Annotated in this window: 10 protein-coding genes and 4 tRNA genes; 9 read left to right on the plus strand and 5 right to left on the minus strand. The window is 70.5% G+C overall.

Annotation, left to right across the window (positions count from 1 at the left end; genetic code table 11):
* Nucleotides 1-22: 22 nt before the first annotated feature.
* From ACIP2X_RS19720 to ACIP2X_RS19730, 3 genes are all read right to left on the minus strand, one after another.
* Nucleotides 23-2,191: a DEAD/DEAH box helicase gene (locus ACIP2X_RS19720; protein ID WP_401674573.1), complete on the minus strand. Its 2,169-nt coding sequence runs from the start codon at nt 2,189-2,191 to the stop codon at nt 23-25.
* Nucleotides 2,192-2,464: 273 nt separating this feature from the next.
* Nucleotides 2,465-3,004 (minus strand): hypothetical protein, encoded by a 540-nt coding sequence (locus ACIP2X_RS19725; protein WP_401674578.1) that lies wholly within the window; start codon nt 3,002-3,004, stop codon nt 2,465-2,467.
* Nucleotides 3,005-3,080: 76 nt separating this feature from the next.
* Nucleotides 3,081-3,431, minus strand: coding sequence for a metallopeptidase family protein (locus ACIP2X_RS19730; protein WP_401674581.1), 351 nt, complete (start codon nt 3,429-3,431; stop codon nt 3,081-3,083).
* Nucleotides 3,432-3,537: 106 nt separating this feature from the next.
* Here ACIP2X_RS19730 and ACIP2X_RS19735 point away from each other — a divergent pair, with 106 nt between their 5' ends.
* The 7 genes from ACIP2X_RS19735 (at nt 3,538) to ACIP2X_RS19765 (ending at nt 10,270) form a co-directional block, all read left to right on the plus strand.
* Nucleotides 3,538-5,175 (plus strand): metallophosphoesterase, encoded by a 1,638-nt coding sequence (locus ACIP2X_RS19735; protein WP_401674584.1) that lies wholly within the window; start codon nt 3,538-3,540, stop codon nt 5,173-5,175.
* An 80-nt stretch (nt 5,176-5,255) separates the two neighbouring features.
* Nucleotides 5,256-5,328: transfer RNA gene (locus tag ACIP2X_RS19740), tRNA-Glu, on the plus strand.
* A gap of 53 nt (nt 5,329-5,381) precedes the next feature.
* Nucleotides 5,382-5,456: transfer RNA gene (locus ACIP2X_RS19745), tRNA-Asp, on the plus strand.
* Nucleotides 5,457-5,478: 22 nt separating this feature from the next.
* Nucleotides 5,479-5,552: transfer RNA gene (locus ACIP2X_RS19750), tRNA-Phe, on the plus strand.
* 111 nt (nt 5,553-5,663) lie between these two features.
* Complete coding sequence (hrpA, locus tag ACIP2X_RS19755; RefSeq protein WP_401674587.1) at nt 5,664-9,602, plus strand: ATP-dependent RNA helicase HrpA; 3,939 nt, start codon at nt 5,664-5,666, stop codon at nt 9,600-9,602.
* Between the two features lie 93 nt (nt 9,603-9,695).
* Nucleotides 9,696-9,770: transfer RNA gene (locus ACIP2X_RS19760), tRNA-Asp, on the plus strand.
* Nucleotides 9,771-10,072: 302 nt separating this feature from the next.
* The gene (locus ACIP2X_RS19765) at nt 10,073-10,270 is read left to right on the plus strand and encodes a DUF6274 family protein (RefSeq protein WP_401674590.1); all 198 of its coding nucleotides are present in this window, start codon (nt 10,073-10,075) and stop codon (nt 10,268-10,270) included.
* 421 nt (nt 10,271-10,691) lie between these two features.
* Here the strand turns inward: ACIP2X_RS19765 and bldC are convergent, their stop codons facing one another.
* Both bldC and ACIP2X_RS19775 read right to left on the minus strand, forming a co-directional pair.
* A complete protein-coding gene (gene bldC, locus ACIP2X_RS19770) occupies nt 10,692-10,898 on the minus strand; it encodes a developmental transcriptional regulator BldC (RefSeq protein ID WP_003949541.1) in 207 nt (68 codons plus the stop codon).
* Between the two features lie 511 nt (nt 10,899-11,409).
* Nucleotides 11,410-12,261 carry a hypothetical protein gene (locus ACIP2X_RS19775; protein WP_401674593.1) on the minus strand — a complete coding sequence of 284 codons (852 nt, stop codon included), beginning with the start codon at nt 12,259-12,261 and terminating at the stop codon, nt 11,410-11,412.
* 221 nt (nt 12,262-12,482) lie between these two features.
* Here ACIP2X_RS19775 and ACIP2X_RS19780 point away from each other — a divergent pair, with 221 nt between their 5' ends.
* Together ACIP2X_RS19780 and ACIP2X_RS19785 are read left to right on the plus strand one after the other, a co-directional pair.
* Nucleotides 12,483-13,583 (plus strand): Leu/Phe/Val dehydrogenase, encoded by a 1,101-nt coding sequence (locus tag ACIP2X_RS19780; protein ID WP_401674596.1) that lies wholly within the window; start codon nt 12,483-12,485, stop codon nt 13,581-13,583.
* Between the two features lie 303 nt (nt 13,584-13,886).
* Complete coding sequence (locus tag ACIP2X_RS19785) at nt 13,887-14,138, plus strand: DUF3073 domain-containing protein (protein WP_401674599.1); 252 nt, start codon at nt 13,887-13,889, stop codon at nt 14,136-14,138.
* The last annotated feature ends 67 nt before the right edge of the window (nt 14,139-14,205 follow it).

Below are 14,205 nucleotides of genomic sequence, written 5' to 3' on the forward strand. Positions count from 1 at the left end.
GTGACGCGGCTCTCGGCCGGCGTCAGCCGTTGCGCTTCCAGCGGGGCTTGTCCTCGCGGCGCCCGAAGGAACCGCCGCCGCGGTGGTCGTCACGGCGGCCGTACGGACGCTCGTGACCGCCGGTGCGGAAGCCGGGGCGGTCGCCCTGGCGGTCCCGGTTGAAGGGGCGGTCGCTGCCGCGGTGGCCACCACGGTCGTCACGCCGGTCGAAGGAACGGGCGGGACGGTCGTCACGGCGGAAGCCGCCTCGGTCACCACCCCGGTCGTCGCGACGCTCGAAGGAGCGGCCGCCACGGTCGTCACGACGCTCGTCGCGGCGGAAGCCACCACGGTCACCGCGGTCGTCACGACGCTCGAACGAACGACCGCCACGGTCGTCACGACGCTCGAAGGAGCGGCCACCACGGTCGTCACGACGCTCGTCGCGGCGGAAGCCACCACGGTCACCGCGGTCGTCACGACGCTCGAACGAACGACCGCCACGGTCACCGCGGTCGTCACGGCGGAAGCCACCACGGTCGCCACGGTCGTCACGACGCTCGAACGAACGACCGCCACGGTCACCGCGATCGTCACGGCGCTCGTCGCGGCGGAAGCCACCACGCTCGCCGCCGTCACGACGCTCCCGGCGCTCGTAGGAGGAGGCCCCGAACCGCTCGGGCCGCTCGGGCCGCTCGAAGCGCTCGACGTCCCGCGCCGCCACCTGCTCCGGCACCGACACCTCGACGACGTCCGGCAGCTCGGCCGCCACGGGCGCCTCGGCCTGCGCCTCGACGACCGCCGCCTGCGGGTCCTCGCCGCGCTCACGGGCCACCCGGGCCACCAGCCGGTCGGCCTCCTCGCGCAGCTCGCCGGCGCGCCGCTGCGCGCGCTCCAGCTCCTTGGTGAGCTGGGCGACCTCGCGCTCGGCCTGCTGCGCCGCGTTGCCGGCGGACTCGGCCTGCACCTCGGTCATCGACCGGGCACCGGTGATCTCGGCCACCTCGGGGTCGAACGCGCCGGCGCCCTGGATGATGTGGCGCGAGGCGTCGACGCCCGCGTCCTCCATCAGGCGGAAGATCTGGCGGCGCTGGTGCGGCAGGGAGAGCGAGACGACCGTGCCGGTGCGCCCGGCACGCGCGGTGCGGCCGGCCCGGTGCAGGTAGTCCTTGTGGTCACCGGCGGGGTCGACGTTGAGCACCAGGTCGATGCCGTCGACGTGGATGCCGCGCGCGGCGACGTCCGTCGCGACGAGCACGTTGACGTACCCGTCCTTGAAGTCCGCCAGCGTCCGGGTGCGGGCGCCCTGCGTCATGCCGCCGTGCAGCGCCTCGGCCTTGGCACCGGCGTCGCGCAGCTGCTCGGCGACGCGGTCGGCGCCGAGCTGGGTGCGGACGAAGATGATGGTGCGGCCCTTGCGGGAGGCGATCGCGGCGGTGACCGGCGCCTTGTCCTTGGGCTTCACGATCAGGATGTGGTGCGACATGGTCGTCACCGCGCCCTGGGCGGCGTCGACCTCGTGGGAGACCGGCTCGTTGAGGTAGCGGTCGACCAGGGTCTGGATCTCGTTCTCCATGGTGGCGGAGAACAGCATCCGCTGACCGCCCGCCGGAACCTGGTCCAGCAGCTCGGTCACCTCGGGCAGGAAGCCCAGGTCGGACATCTGGTCGGCCTCGTCGAGGACGGTGATCTGCACGTCCTCCAGCGAGCAGGCGCCGCGGCCGATGATGTCGCGGAGCCGGCCGGGCGTGGCGACCAGCACGTCGACGCCCCGCTCCAGGGCGTAGATCTGGTTCCCCATCGACGTACCGCCGCAGACCACCTTCATCTTCAGCCCGAGGACGTCCCCGTACGGCTGGAGCGCGTCGGCGACCTGCATCGCCAGTTCGCGGGTGGGGGTGAGGATGACGGCGCGGGGGCGCTTCCTCTCGGTGCGGCCGCCGGCCAGCGTGGCCAGGGTCGGCAGTCCGAAGGAGAGGGTCTTGCCGGAGCCGGTGCGGCCACGGCCGAGGATGTCCTTGCCGGTCAGGGCGTCCGGGATGGTCGCGGCCTGGATCGGGAAGGGGGTGGTCACACCGTTCTGCGCGAGCTTGCGCACGACGCCCTCGGGCAGACCGAGGTCGGCGAAGGTGATCTCGGGGGCCTCGGCGGCCTCAGGGGTCAGGTCCTCGCCCGCGGGCATGACGGAGTGATCGGTACTGGTGATAGACATACGTCTGCGAAACCTTCCGGAGTCTCATCGGCACGCGCCCGTCAACTCCGTGATTCGCACACGACCGCCTCAATGCGGTCCGCCACGGCAAGGGAGAGTACGCGCCACACGGCGCGCTCTGCGGTGGCGCCGGGCAAATGGGATCAAACGATCTACCACCATACGCACCCACCACCCCGGAAGGCAAACCGGTCCGGAAACGCCTGGTCGGCGCCCCGGAGGAGTCCAGCATCCGGCGGGTGATCCCGGCCGCCGCCGGACGGTGGGCCCGCGCTAGACCGGTGAGCCCGCCTCCGGCGCCGGCTCCCGCTGGACCAGCTGGGGACTCGTGTCCTCGTGCGCCGAGGAGGACGGCTCGGCGACCGTCGGCTCCGGGCTGGTCGGCGGCTCCGGCGAGGGCGGGGGCGGTTCGGGGTCCGTGGTGGTGCGGGTGGGGGTCGGCTCGGGCGGGGGCGGCGGCGGGTCGCCCGGCTTCACGGTGTGCCCCGGCCTGGCCGGCGCCGAGCCCGACGCGGTCGCCCCCGGCGCCTTCGCCGAGCCGGACGGGCCCGGCGAAGCACCCGGCGAGGCCGACCGGCCGCCCTTCCCGTTCTTGCCCCGCCCATGATCGGCGCCGCCCGCGGCCCCGCCGCCCGCGACACCTCCGCCGGACCAGGCCGTTCCCCCGTCGGGCGCCTCGCCGCCCCGTGGCCCGGCCGAGTGCGAGGGCCTGGCCCGGTCGCCGTCGCCGTCACCCACGCTCATGCAGCCGGCGGCAGCGGCGACGGCCACGACGGTGGCGGCCAGGCGGACAGGTACGTACAAGCGGCGCACGGGCAGCCACCTCCGGGGCGGGGTGATGGAGTCAACCTGCCCAACTCCCGCCGCCCACAAGAGGACACGCGACCCGTTACCCGTATCCCAGCGCGTGCAGCCGCGCGTCGTCGATCCCGAAGTGGTGGGCGATCTCGTGGACGACCGTGATCTCGGTCTCGGCGACGACGTCCTCGCGCGAATCGCACATCCGCAGCGTCGGCCCCCGGTAGATCGTGATCCGGTCCGGCAGCACCCCCGCGTACCACTCCCCCCGGTCGGTCAGCGGCGTCCCCTCGTACAGCCCGAGCAGCTCGGGGTCGTCGGCGGACGGTTCGTCCTCGACGAACACCGCGACGTTGTCCATGAGCCGCGTCAGCTCCGGCGGGATCCGGTCCAGCGCCTCGGCGACCAGTTCCTCGAACTCCTCGCGCGTCATCTCCAGCACAGGCCCATTGTCCGGTACGGCGCCCCGGTTCGAGACCCCCGCCACCACGCGCGTACGACCCACTCGGCGCCGCATATCCACCCGCGCGCCTGGGCATACGGGACCAATGGCCCGCGTCCCAGCCGCAGTCCTGACCACCATCAGGCGTTTCCGTGTCCACCGCCGCACCCGCCCCACCGCCGAGACCGCGCTCGTCCCGTCCCCCGCGAACCGCTGGACCAGAGCCCTGGGCCTGACGGCCGTCGTCCTGCTGGGCGCATGGCTGGGGCTGCTGGTCGTCGGGAACGTCCGGGTCCCGGTCGGCCCGATGGACACGACGATGACCCTGCGCCCGTCCCTCACCGGCGGCACGAAGATCAACGTCTCCCCGCTGGGCGCCCTGCACCTGGACAGCCACCTCGCCCCGGTCCGGCTCGACGTGAACGTCGACCAGCTCGACCCGGAGCGCTCCCAGGCCCTGGTCGACCACCCCGAGCGCATCTCCGGACTCCAGGACGAGGTCGCCCGGGACGTCGGCCAGGGCGCCCTCGGCCTCGCCGTGCGCTCCTGCGTGGCCGTCGTCGCCGGCGCGACCGCGCTCGGCCTCGCCGTCTACCGCCGCCCGCGCCGCGCGCTCGCCGCCGGCGGTATCGCGCTCACCCTGCTGGCGGCCTCGGGCGCGACGGCGTACGCCACCTGGAACCCCAAGTCGGTCCTGGAGCCGAAGTTCTCGGGGCTGCTGTCCTCGGCCCCCTCGCTGGTCGGCGACGCGCGCAGCATCGTCACCGAGTTCGACGTCTACCAGCAGGAGTTGGCGCGCCTGGTGACGAACGTGACGAAGCTCTACGACGCCACCTCCACGCTCCCCGCGTACCGGCCGGACCCGACCACCATCCGCGTCCTGCACGTCTCCGACATCCACCTCAACCCGGCGAGCTGGAAGATCATCGCCTCGCTGGTGGAGCAGTACGAGGTGAACGTGATCGTCGACTCCGGGGACACGATGGACCACGGCACCTCGGCGGAGAACGGGTTCCTCGATCCGATCGAGGACCTGGGCGCCCCGTACGTCTGGGTGCGCGGCAACCACGACTCGCGGATCACCCAGCGCTATCTGGAGGACCTGAAGAACGTGCACGTCCTCGACGACGGCCGTGCCGTCTCGGTGGCGGGGCTGCGGTTCGCGGGGATCGGGGACCCCCAGTTCACCCCCGACCGCAGCGAGAAGGCGGGCGCCGAGGCCTCCCAGGAACTGGCCGGCGCCCGTCTGGCCACCGCCCTGCGCGACCGGAGCGCCGCCGGCACGCCGGTGGACGTGGCCGTGGCCCATGAGCCGCAGGCCGCCCGGCAGACGGACGGCGAGGTCCCCCTCGTCCTGGCGGGCCATGTGCACCACCAGGAGATGGAGGTCCTGCCCTACGGCACCCGGCTGCGCATCGAGGGCTCGACCGGCGGCAGCGGACTGCGCGCGGTGGAGGACGCCCACCCGGACCCGATCGAGGCGTCGATCCTCTACTTCGACCGCGACACCCGTCGCCTCCAGGCCTGGGACGCGATCCGCCTGGGCGGCCTCGGTCTCACCACGGCGGAGGTCAGCCGCCATCTGGTGGAGGAGAACCAGCCGGGCGGCGCGTCGTCGGACCGGCCGGGGGCGACACCGACGGAGCAGGGGGGAGGCCGCCCGGAGGCGACGCCGTCCGGCGCCTCGTCCCCGGTTCCGTCCCGCACCCCGTCCCCGGTGCCCTCCGGCGAGCGAAGTCCGTAAACCGTTTTGGCGATCCCTCCCGCCATCCCATATGCTTCTCACGTCCCCGACGCGCTGAGAAGCGCGCAGGCGGGCCGATAGCCCTCATCGTCTAGCGGCCTAGGACGCCGCCCTTTCAAGGCGGTAGCACGGGTTCGAATCCCGTTGGGGGCACGCAGTTCGGTGTGCGACACTTAGCTACGTTGGTTCGCGCACCACCCACACCTGGTCCTGTGGAGCAGTTTGGAGTGCTCGCCACCCTGTCAAGGTGGAGGCCGCGGGTTCAAATCCCGTCAGGACCGCTCGGGGTTGCACAAACCCCGTGGCTGGGTAGCTCAGTTGGTACGAGCGATCGCCTGAAAAGCGATAGGTCGCCGGTTCGACCCCGGCCCCAGCCACAGAAGAAGCCCCCGTCGAGATCATCGGCGGGGGCTTCGCGTTGTCCGTGGGCCCGCCCGGGACGAAATCATTCGCCACGGATTTCCCGAGGATGAGATCCTGGAACCCGTATGTCTACGCAGCCTGCCCTCGCCACCCGCCTGACGGACCTCTCCCTGCGCGACGCGCACCGGCTCGGTCGCAGGCTCGAAGGCGCACGGAAGATCCGCAAGCCGGAGGCCCGTGACGCCGTACTCGCCGAGATCGAGGCGGAGATCGAGAAGGCCGAGACCCGGATGGCCGACCGCCGGGCGCAGGCGCCCGTGGTCAGCTATCCGCCGCAGCTCCCCGTCAGCCAGAAGAAGGACGCGATCGCCGACGCCATCCGCGACCACCAGGTCGTGATCGTCGCCGGTGAGACCGGGTCCGGGAAGACCACGCAGATCCCCAAGATCTGCGTGGAGCTCGGCCGGGGCGCCCGCGGCATGATCGGCCACACCCAGCCCCGCCGGATCGCCGCCCGCACGGTCGCCGAGCGGGTCGCCGAGGAACTCGACACGCCGCTCGGCGAGGCCGTCGGCTGGAAGGTCCGCTTCACCGACCAGGTGAACCCGGACGCCACCTTCATCAAGCTGATGACCGACGGCATCCTGCTCGCCGAGATCCAGACCGACCGCGAGCTGCGCGCCTACGACACGATCATCATCGACGAGGCCCACGAGCGGTCCCTGAACATCGACTTCCTGCTGGGCTATCTCGCGCAGCTGCTGCCGAAGCGGCCGGACCTCAAGGTCGTCATCACCTCGGCGACCATCGACCCCGAGCGCTTCTCGCGGCACTTCGGCGACGCCCCGATCATCGAGGTCAGCGGGCGGACGTACCCCGTGGAGGTGCGCTACCGGCCGCTGCTCGAAGAGGAGTCGGACGACGCCGACCGCGACCAGATCACCGCGATCACGGACGCCGTCGAGGAACTGATGGGCGAGGGCAAGGGCGACATCCTCGTCTTCCTCTCCGGTGAGCGGGAGATCCGCGACACGGCGGACGCGCTGGAGAAGAAGAAGTACGGATTCACCGAGGTCCTTCCGCTGTACGCGCGGCTCTCGCACGCCGAGCAGCACCGGGTCTTCCAGCAGCACACCGGACGCAGGATCGTTCTGGCGACCAACGTCGCCGAGACCTCCCTCACCGTCCCGGGCATCAAGTACGTCATCGACCCAGGCTTCGCCCGCATCTCGCGCTACAGCCACCGCACCAAGGTCCAGCGCCTGCCCATCGAGGCGATCTCCCAGGCCAGCGCCAACCAGCGCAAGGGCCGCTGCGGCCGTACGTCCGACGGCATCTGCATCCGCCTCTACAGCGAGGACGACTTCGAGGCCCGCCCGGAGTTCACGGACGCGGAGATCCTCCGTACGAACCTGGCGAGCGTCATCCTGCAGATGACCGCCGCGGGCCTCGGCGACATCGAGAAGTTCCCCTTCATCGACCCGCCGGACCACCGCAACATCCGCGACGGCGTGCAGCTGCTCCAGGAACTGGGCGCGCTGGACCCGGCGCAGAAGGACACCCGCAAGCGGCTCACGGACACCGGCCGCAAGCTCGCCCAGCTCCCGGTCGACCCGCGGCTGGCCCGGATGGTCCTGGAGGCCGACAAGAACGGCTGTGCCCGCGAGGTCATGGTCATAGCCGCCGCGCTCTCCATCCAGGACCCCCGTGAACGCCCGTCGGAGAAGCAGGCCCAGGCCGACCAGCAGCACGCCCGCTTCCGGGACGAGACCAGCGACTTCCTCGCCTACCTCAACCTCTGGCGCTACCTGCGCGAGCAGCAGCGCGAGCGCGGCTCGTCGTCCTTCCGCCGCATGTGCAAGCAGGAGTACCTCAACTTCCTGCGCATTCGCGAATGGCAGGACATCTACACCCAGCTGCGCACGGTCGCCAAGCAGATGGGCATCCACCTCAACGAGGACGACGCCCCCGCCGACCACATCCACACCTCCCTCCTCGCCGGCCTCCTCTCCCACATCGGGATGAAGGACGTGAAGGACGGCAACAAGAACGAGTACCTGGGCGCGCGCAGCGCCAAGTTCGCGGTCTTCCCCGGCTCGGCGCTGTTCAAGAAGCAGCCCCGCTTCGTGATGTCCGCCGAACTCGTCGAGACGTCCCGTCTCTGGGCCCGCGTCAACGCGAAGATCGAGCCCGAGTGGGTCGAGCCCCTCGCCGGGCACCTGATCAAGCGGACGTACAGCGAACCGCACTGGGAGAAGGACCAGGCGGCGGTGATGGCGTACGAGAAGGTCACGCTGTACGGCGTCCCGATCATCGCCCAGCGCAAGGTGAACTACGGCCGGATCGACGCGGAGGCCAGCCGCGAGCTGTTCATCCGCAACGCGCTCGTCGAGGGCGACTGGCGCACCCACCACAAGTTCTTCGCGGACAACCGCCGCCTCCTCAGCGAGGTCGAGGAGCTGGAGCACCGCGCCCGGCGCCGCGACATCGTGGTCGACGACGAGACCCTGTTCGACTTCTACGACCAGCGGGTGCCCGAACACGTCGTCTCCGGCGCGCACTTCGACTCCTGGTGGAAGCGCAAACGGCACGAGCAGCCCGACTTCCTCGACTTCGAGCGCGAGATGCTCATCCGCGAGTCGGCGGAGGCGGTCACCAAGGCGGACTACCCCGACTCCTGGCGCCAGGGCCCGCTCAAGTTCCGGGTCACCTACCAGTTCGAGCCGGGCGCGGACGCCGACGGAGTCACCGTCCACATCCCGCTCCAGGTCCTCAACCAGGTCACCGACGAGGGCTTCGACTGGCAGATCCCGGGCCTGCGGGAGGAAGTGGTCACGGAGCTCATCCGCTCCCTGCCCAAGCCGATCCGCCGCAACTACGTGCCCGCGCCGAACTTCGCCAAGCGCTTCCTGGACGCGGCCGTGCCCCTCCAGGAGCCGCTCACCACGACCATGGCCCGCGAGTTGAAGCGCATGGTCGGCGTGCCCTTCACCGCCGACGACTTCGACTGGGCCAGGGTCCCCGACCATCTGCGGATCACCTTCCGGATCGTCGACGAGCGACGCCGCAAGCTGGCCGAGGACAAGGATCTGGAAGCGCTGCGGCTCCAGCTCAAGCCGAAGGCCCGCAAGGCCCTCTCGCAGGCGGCCGCGGCGACCGCGGAGCGCAGCGGCGGCGAGTCCGTCGAGCGCACGGGCCTGACCGACTGGACGATCGGCACCCTCACCCGCGTCTTCGAGACCCGCCGGGCCGGCCAGCCCGTGAAGGCCTACCCGGCCCTCGTCGACGACGGTCCGGCGGCGGACACGGTCTCCGTACGGCTCTTCGACACCGAGGCGGAGCAGGCCGAGGCCATGTGGCGGGGCACGCGCCGGCTCATCCTGCGCAACATCCCGGTCAATCCCGCGAAGTTCGCCTCGGACAAGCTGACCAACGCCCAGAAGCTCGCCCTCTCGGCCAACCCGCACGGTTCCGTCCAGGCCCTCTTCGACGACTGCGCGACGGCGGCCGCGGACAAGCTGATCGCCGACTTCGGGGGGCCGGTGTGGGACGAGGAGTCGTACCGCAAGCTCTACGACAAGGTGCGGGCCGAGATCGTCGACACGACCGTGCGCGCGGTGGCCCAGGTTCAGCAGGTCCTGGCCGCCTGGCAGGCCTGTGAGCGCCGTCTGAAGGCCGTACGCAGCCCCGCGCTGCTGGCAAACCTCAAGGACGTGCGCGAGCAGTTGGACGCCCTTGTGAAGCCCGGTTTCGTGACGGCGGCGGGGCTCGGCCGGCTGCCGCACCTCATGCGCTACCTGGTGGCCGCGGACCGGCGTCTGCAGCAGATGCCGACGAACGTCCAGCGGGACACCACCCGCATGGAGAAGGTCCAGGAGATGCGGGACGAGTACGCCTGGCTGCTGGAGCAGATGCCGCAGGGCCGGCCGGTGCCGGCCGCCGTCCTGGACATCCGCTGGATGATCGAGGAGCTCCGCGTCAGCTATTTCGCGCACGCGCTGGGCACGGCGTACCCCGTGTCGGACAAGCGGATCGTGAAGGCGATCGACGCGGCGGCGCCGTGAGGAGCCCCGCACACTAAGTGAGTTCGACCAGGCGGCCCGGCTCCTGTACAGTCTCTTCTCGCAGCGCAACGCAGAAATCGCGCCGCGAAACCTGGTCCTGTGGAGCAGTTTGGAGTGCTCGCCACCCTGTCAAGGTGGAGGCCGCGGGTTCAAATCCCGTCAGGACCGCAGTACGACCGAGGCCCGCATCCCGTCAACGGGGGCGGGCCTCAGTCATGACCGAGCCCGCACACACCACGCGGCCTCACCGCACTGGAGGCCGCGCCCGCGGCGCAGCCGCAGTCGACACAGCACATCCCGTCAGGACCGCAGTACGACTGAGGCCCGCATCCCGTCAACGGGGGCGGGCCTCAGTCATGTTCAAGGGGGCGGGCCTCGGTCGTGGGGGTCTGGGGTGGCTTGACGGCGTCAGATTCGGTCGGTACTCAGAAACCAGGGCAACACGCCCGCTGGGCCCCCGGAGGTGGCGTATGGCGGCATCGGTGAGGCATGAGACGCGGGCCTTGCTCCGGGCGCATCTGGCGGCCGCGTCGTCGTACCGGCATCTGACCCGGCACTGCCCGGTCTGCCATCGGCTGCTGCGCCTCGCCCTCGCCACGGATCCCGCACCGCTCGCCACGGACACCCCCGAGGAGAGCGTCGCGGACGAGCGTCCCGCCGACGCATGAGTGCCCCGCGCACCCGGCCTCACATCCCCAACTCCCTTACCGCACATAGGCCGGAGGCAACAAGCACGGGGGCATGTGACGGGAGTCACCGCATGAGTTTCTGAAACAGCGGTACTTACCGTTCTCCTACAACTGGTCAATTTAATATGTGCAATTGCACTCTCACGAGGGGCCTCCACACAGCAGCTCCGACACCCCTCCCCAGACTCCGACAAGCCCGCCCACAGGCCGACCACCCCGCACACAAAAAAGATCGCGCTGGACCCGGCGGAGTCCAGCGCGATCGACGACGCACCCTGTCAGTTGCCTGAAGCCACTGGGCGAGAGCCCTGTTGGGGCAGGACCCGCGTCGGTTGGAGCTTGGTTTCGGGCGCCTCGGCAGGTGGGGGGACCCGACCGATTTGCCCCGTTATTCAGTTGTTCAGGCCTCGCTGCGCTGCTGCGGGATGCCCGCGAGCAGAGCGCGCACCTCAGCCTCGCGGTAACGGCGGTGCCCGCCGAGCGTACGGATGGAAGTGAGCTTGCCGGCCTTCGCCCACCGCGTGACCGTCTTCGGGTCGACGCGGAACATCGTGGCGACCTCAGCCGGGGTCAGCAGCGGCTCGGCATCAGGGGTGCGAGCGGTCATGAGCGGCCTCCTCGGGAGAACCGAACCTTCTCGGTTCTTTCCTCTAAATTCTGCACCTTGACCCGCGTTGCCCGAAATGGCGGACGCGAGTCGAGTCGGTTATAGGACGAACGGCTTGTCCTCGGCACTACAACTACACCATCTGTCCAGCCGCGTCGGCCAAACCGATGGAATTGCCCTCCCAGGTGTTCATCAGCGACGGATGCCGATGGACCATGCCATAGCGGACAGTCACGCCACTGTGACGATCAGTCACAGGGCGATCAGGAGTCACCAGACCCCCCAAAGCACGCATTACGTAGAATCCGCCCACAGTTGAACACACCAGGACGGACAGAGTCCTCCCCGGACTCCTTGTCCTATTTTGGCATGAGGATGGGCAAGGGACGCAAGAGCCATGTACGTGCGCTCCATCACGCTTGTCGCATGCGTCACACTCTTGACACATACGCCCAGATCGGGCTCCGGATCCCTTGTTGACGGACCGTAAGCCAGGTCACAGAACGGTACGTCAGTTCGCCGAACGCAGGTCCCGCACCGATCGCCAGCGCTCCACGAGGCGGGCGTACGCCTCGCCCGCCGCGACCCCGTCGCCCTGGCGCAGCGCCTCGATCCCCTCGGCCACGTCGGCCGCCGAGTGGTCGCCCTCGAGGTCACCGGCCCGCAGGGCGTGCACCAGCCCGCCGTAGTCGAGTTCGACCAGGGAGCGCGGGTGGAACTCCTCCAGCCAGCGCCCGACGTCCACGAGGCCCTCGATCAGCGGCCCCTCGTCCATGGCGTTCCGCAGCGTGCGCAGGCCCCGGGCCACCCGGCGGCGGGCCTGGACCATGGGGGTGCGGTAGCGCAGCACGGGCGGGGCGGCGTCGGTGCCGCCGGAGCCCTTGTCGTACTCCCGCTCCTCGTCGGAGACGAGGACGAACCAGTTCAGCGGCACCTGCCAGGTCGCCGTGCGGATCCAGGGGCGGGCGTCCGGGTTGCCGGCCAGCCAGCGCTCGTAGTCCTGGGTCGCCTGGTGGCGCAGGACCGGCGGCAGCACGGCGTCCAGCAGCGGGGGCGGGAGCTCCTCCGCGAGATCACCGAGGGCCTGCCAGCCGCGCAGCCGGGTCCGCCAGGGGCAGACGTGGACCACCCCGTCGGCCTCCAGCACGAAGGCGTCCGCGCTCTCGTGCACGGGCACGGGCACGGGCGGGGTCGGCAGCAAGTCGGCCAGCGAGCGGCGCAGTTCGTCCTGGTACGAGGGACGGTCGGGCCGGCGGGCGTAGCGCGTCCAGTGATCGCGCTCCTGCTCCGGGAAGGCGGCCAGCGGCTCGTACACGCGCAGGTACGCCGCGTACGGGACGATCACCGAGGACACCTTGGGCACGCCTGCTCCCTCCCCCGCCGCCTGCCGGGGAAACCTGCGGAACCCGCCCACAAACGCGCGGGAAAACTATGCAAATCGTCGCACGGACGTACTCCGTGCGGAGGTGATCCTGAGCACTGCTCGGTCGGCGGGGCCGGGAGGCTCTAATCTCATGCTCACAGGCCCCGCCACCCGCACGGGACCCCGTCCGATCGCCGCTTTTTACCTCAGGAGTCACCACCGTGACCGACGTAACCGGCGCACCTGCTGATGTACTGCACACCCTGTTCCACTCGGACCAGGGCGGACATGAGCAAGTCGTGCTCTGCCAGGACCCCGCGAGCGGCCTGAAGGCCGTGATCGCCCTTCACTCCACCGCCCTCGGCCCCGCCCTCGGCGGTACCCGCTTCTACCCGTACGCGAACGAGGCCGAGGCGGTCGCCGACGCGCTCAACCTCGCGCGCGGGATGTCGTACAAGAACGCCATGGCCGGGCTGGACCACGGCGGTGGCAAGGCGGTGATCATCGGCGACCCCGAGCGGATCAAGAGCGAGGAGCTGCTGCTCGCCTACGGGCGCTTCGTGGCCTCCCTCGGCGGCCGGTACGTCACCGCCTGCGACGTCGGCACGTACGTCGCCGACATGGACGTCGTGGCCCGGGAGTGCCGCTGGACCACCGGCCGCTCCCCCGAGAACGGCGGGGCGGGCGACTCGTCCGTCCTCACGGCCTTCGGCGTCTACCAGGGCATGCGTGCCTCCGCCCAGCACCTGTGGGGCGACCCCTCGCTGCGTGGCCGCCGGGTCGGCATCGCCGGTGTCGGCAAGGTCGGCCACCACCTGGTGGAGCACCTGATGGCGGAGGGCGCCGAGGTCTACGTCACGGATGTGCGCGAGGACGCCGTGCGCCGGGTCACCGAGCGGCACGCGGGCGTCACGGCGGTCGCCGACACCGACGCGCTGATCCGCGTCGACGGCCTCGACATCTACGCCCCCTGCGCGCTCGGCGGGGCGCTGAACGACTACTCCGTGCCGGTGCTGACCGCGCGGGTGGTGTGCGGCGCGGCCAACAACCAGCTGGCCCATCCGGGTGTCGAGAAGGACCTCGCCGACCGCGGGATCCTCTACGCGCCCGACTACGTGGTGAACGCCGGCGGCGTCATCCAGGTCGCGGACGAACTCCACGGCTTCGACTTCGACCGGTGCAAGGCGAAGGCGGCGAAGATCTACGACACCACGCTGGCCATATTCGCACGTGCGAAGGCGGATGGGATTCCGCCGGCCGCCGCGGCCGACCGGATCGCCGAGCAGCGGATGGCGGAGGCCCGCGCGGCCCGCGGATGGTGACGTTCCGCAGGCCTCCTCGGAGGGTTTGAGCGGTACCTGCCGGTGGACAGTTGGAGAGAACTCTCACTTCGACCGGCGGGTCGTCCGCCAATAAGTGGTTAAAATCGCCACTGACCAGCGAGGACGGGGCGCCTCGCAGGTTCTGTGCACACGCGCGTGCTGCGGGCGACGTACCGTATGGGCGCGGGCTCAGGTACCGTGGAAGCCCTACGGACCGGTCTCTCCACGGAGAGCCCGTGCCGGAACATGAACGCGTGTCAAGACTCTGGGGCCGTCGAGCCCCGTCGTTGAGGGGGTCGAGCCATGGGGCGCGGCCGGGCCAAGGCCAAGCAGACGAAGGTCGCCCGCCAGCTGAAGTACAACAGCGGTGGGACAGATCTCTCACGCCTGGCCGAGGAGCTGGGCGCATCGACTGCGAATACGTCACCGAGTACGAACGGTGATCAATTCGAGGACGATGAGCAGGACGACGACCTGTACGCACGGTACGCCGACCTCTATGAGGACGACGACGAGGACGAGGAAGGCCAGTCCTCACATCGTCGCGGCGCTTGACCTTGCACTGAACACCCACCCGGTCGGTGACCCCTGGTCACCGACCGGGTTCTGTGCTGCCCGCAGG

The organism is Streptomyces sp. NPDC089424, assembly GCF_044749345.1.
Lineage (GTDB): Bacteria > Actinomycetota > Actinomycetes > Streptomycetales > Streptomycetaceae > Streptomyces.

Excerpts from the sequence above, each read along its gene's own strand:
- ACIP2X_RS19720 (WP_401674573.1), bottom strand. The coding sequence starts at position 2,191 with ATGTCTATCACCAGTACCGATCACTCCGTCATGCCCGCGGGCGAGGAC.
- ACIP2X_RS19735 (WP_401674584.1), top strand. The coding sequence starts at position 3,538 with ATGGCCCGCGTCCCAGCCGCAGTCCTGACCACCATCAGGCGTTTCCGT.
- hrpA (WP_401674587.1), top strand. The coding sequence starts at position 5,664 with ATGTCTACGCAGCCTGCCCTCGCCACCCGCCTGACGGACCTCTCCCTG.
- ACIP2X_RS19765 (WP_401674590.1), top strand. The coding sequence starts at position 10,073 with ATGGCGGCATCGGTGAGGCATGAGACGCGGGCCTTGCTCCGGGCGCAT.
- bldC (WP_003949541.1), bottom strand. The coding sequence starts at position 10,898 with ATGACCGCTCGCACCCCTGATGCCGAGCCGCTGCTGACCCCGGCTGAG.
- ACIP2X_RS19785 (WP_401674599.1), top strand. The coding sequence starts at position 13,887 with ATGGGGCGCGGCCGGGCCAAGGCCAAGCAGACGAAGGTCGCCCGCCAG.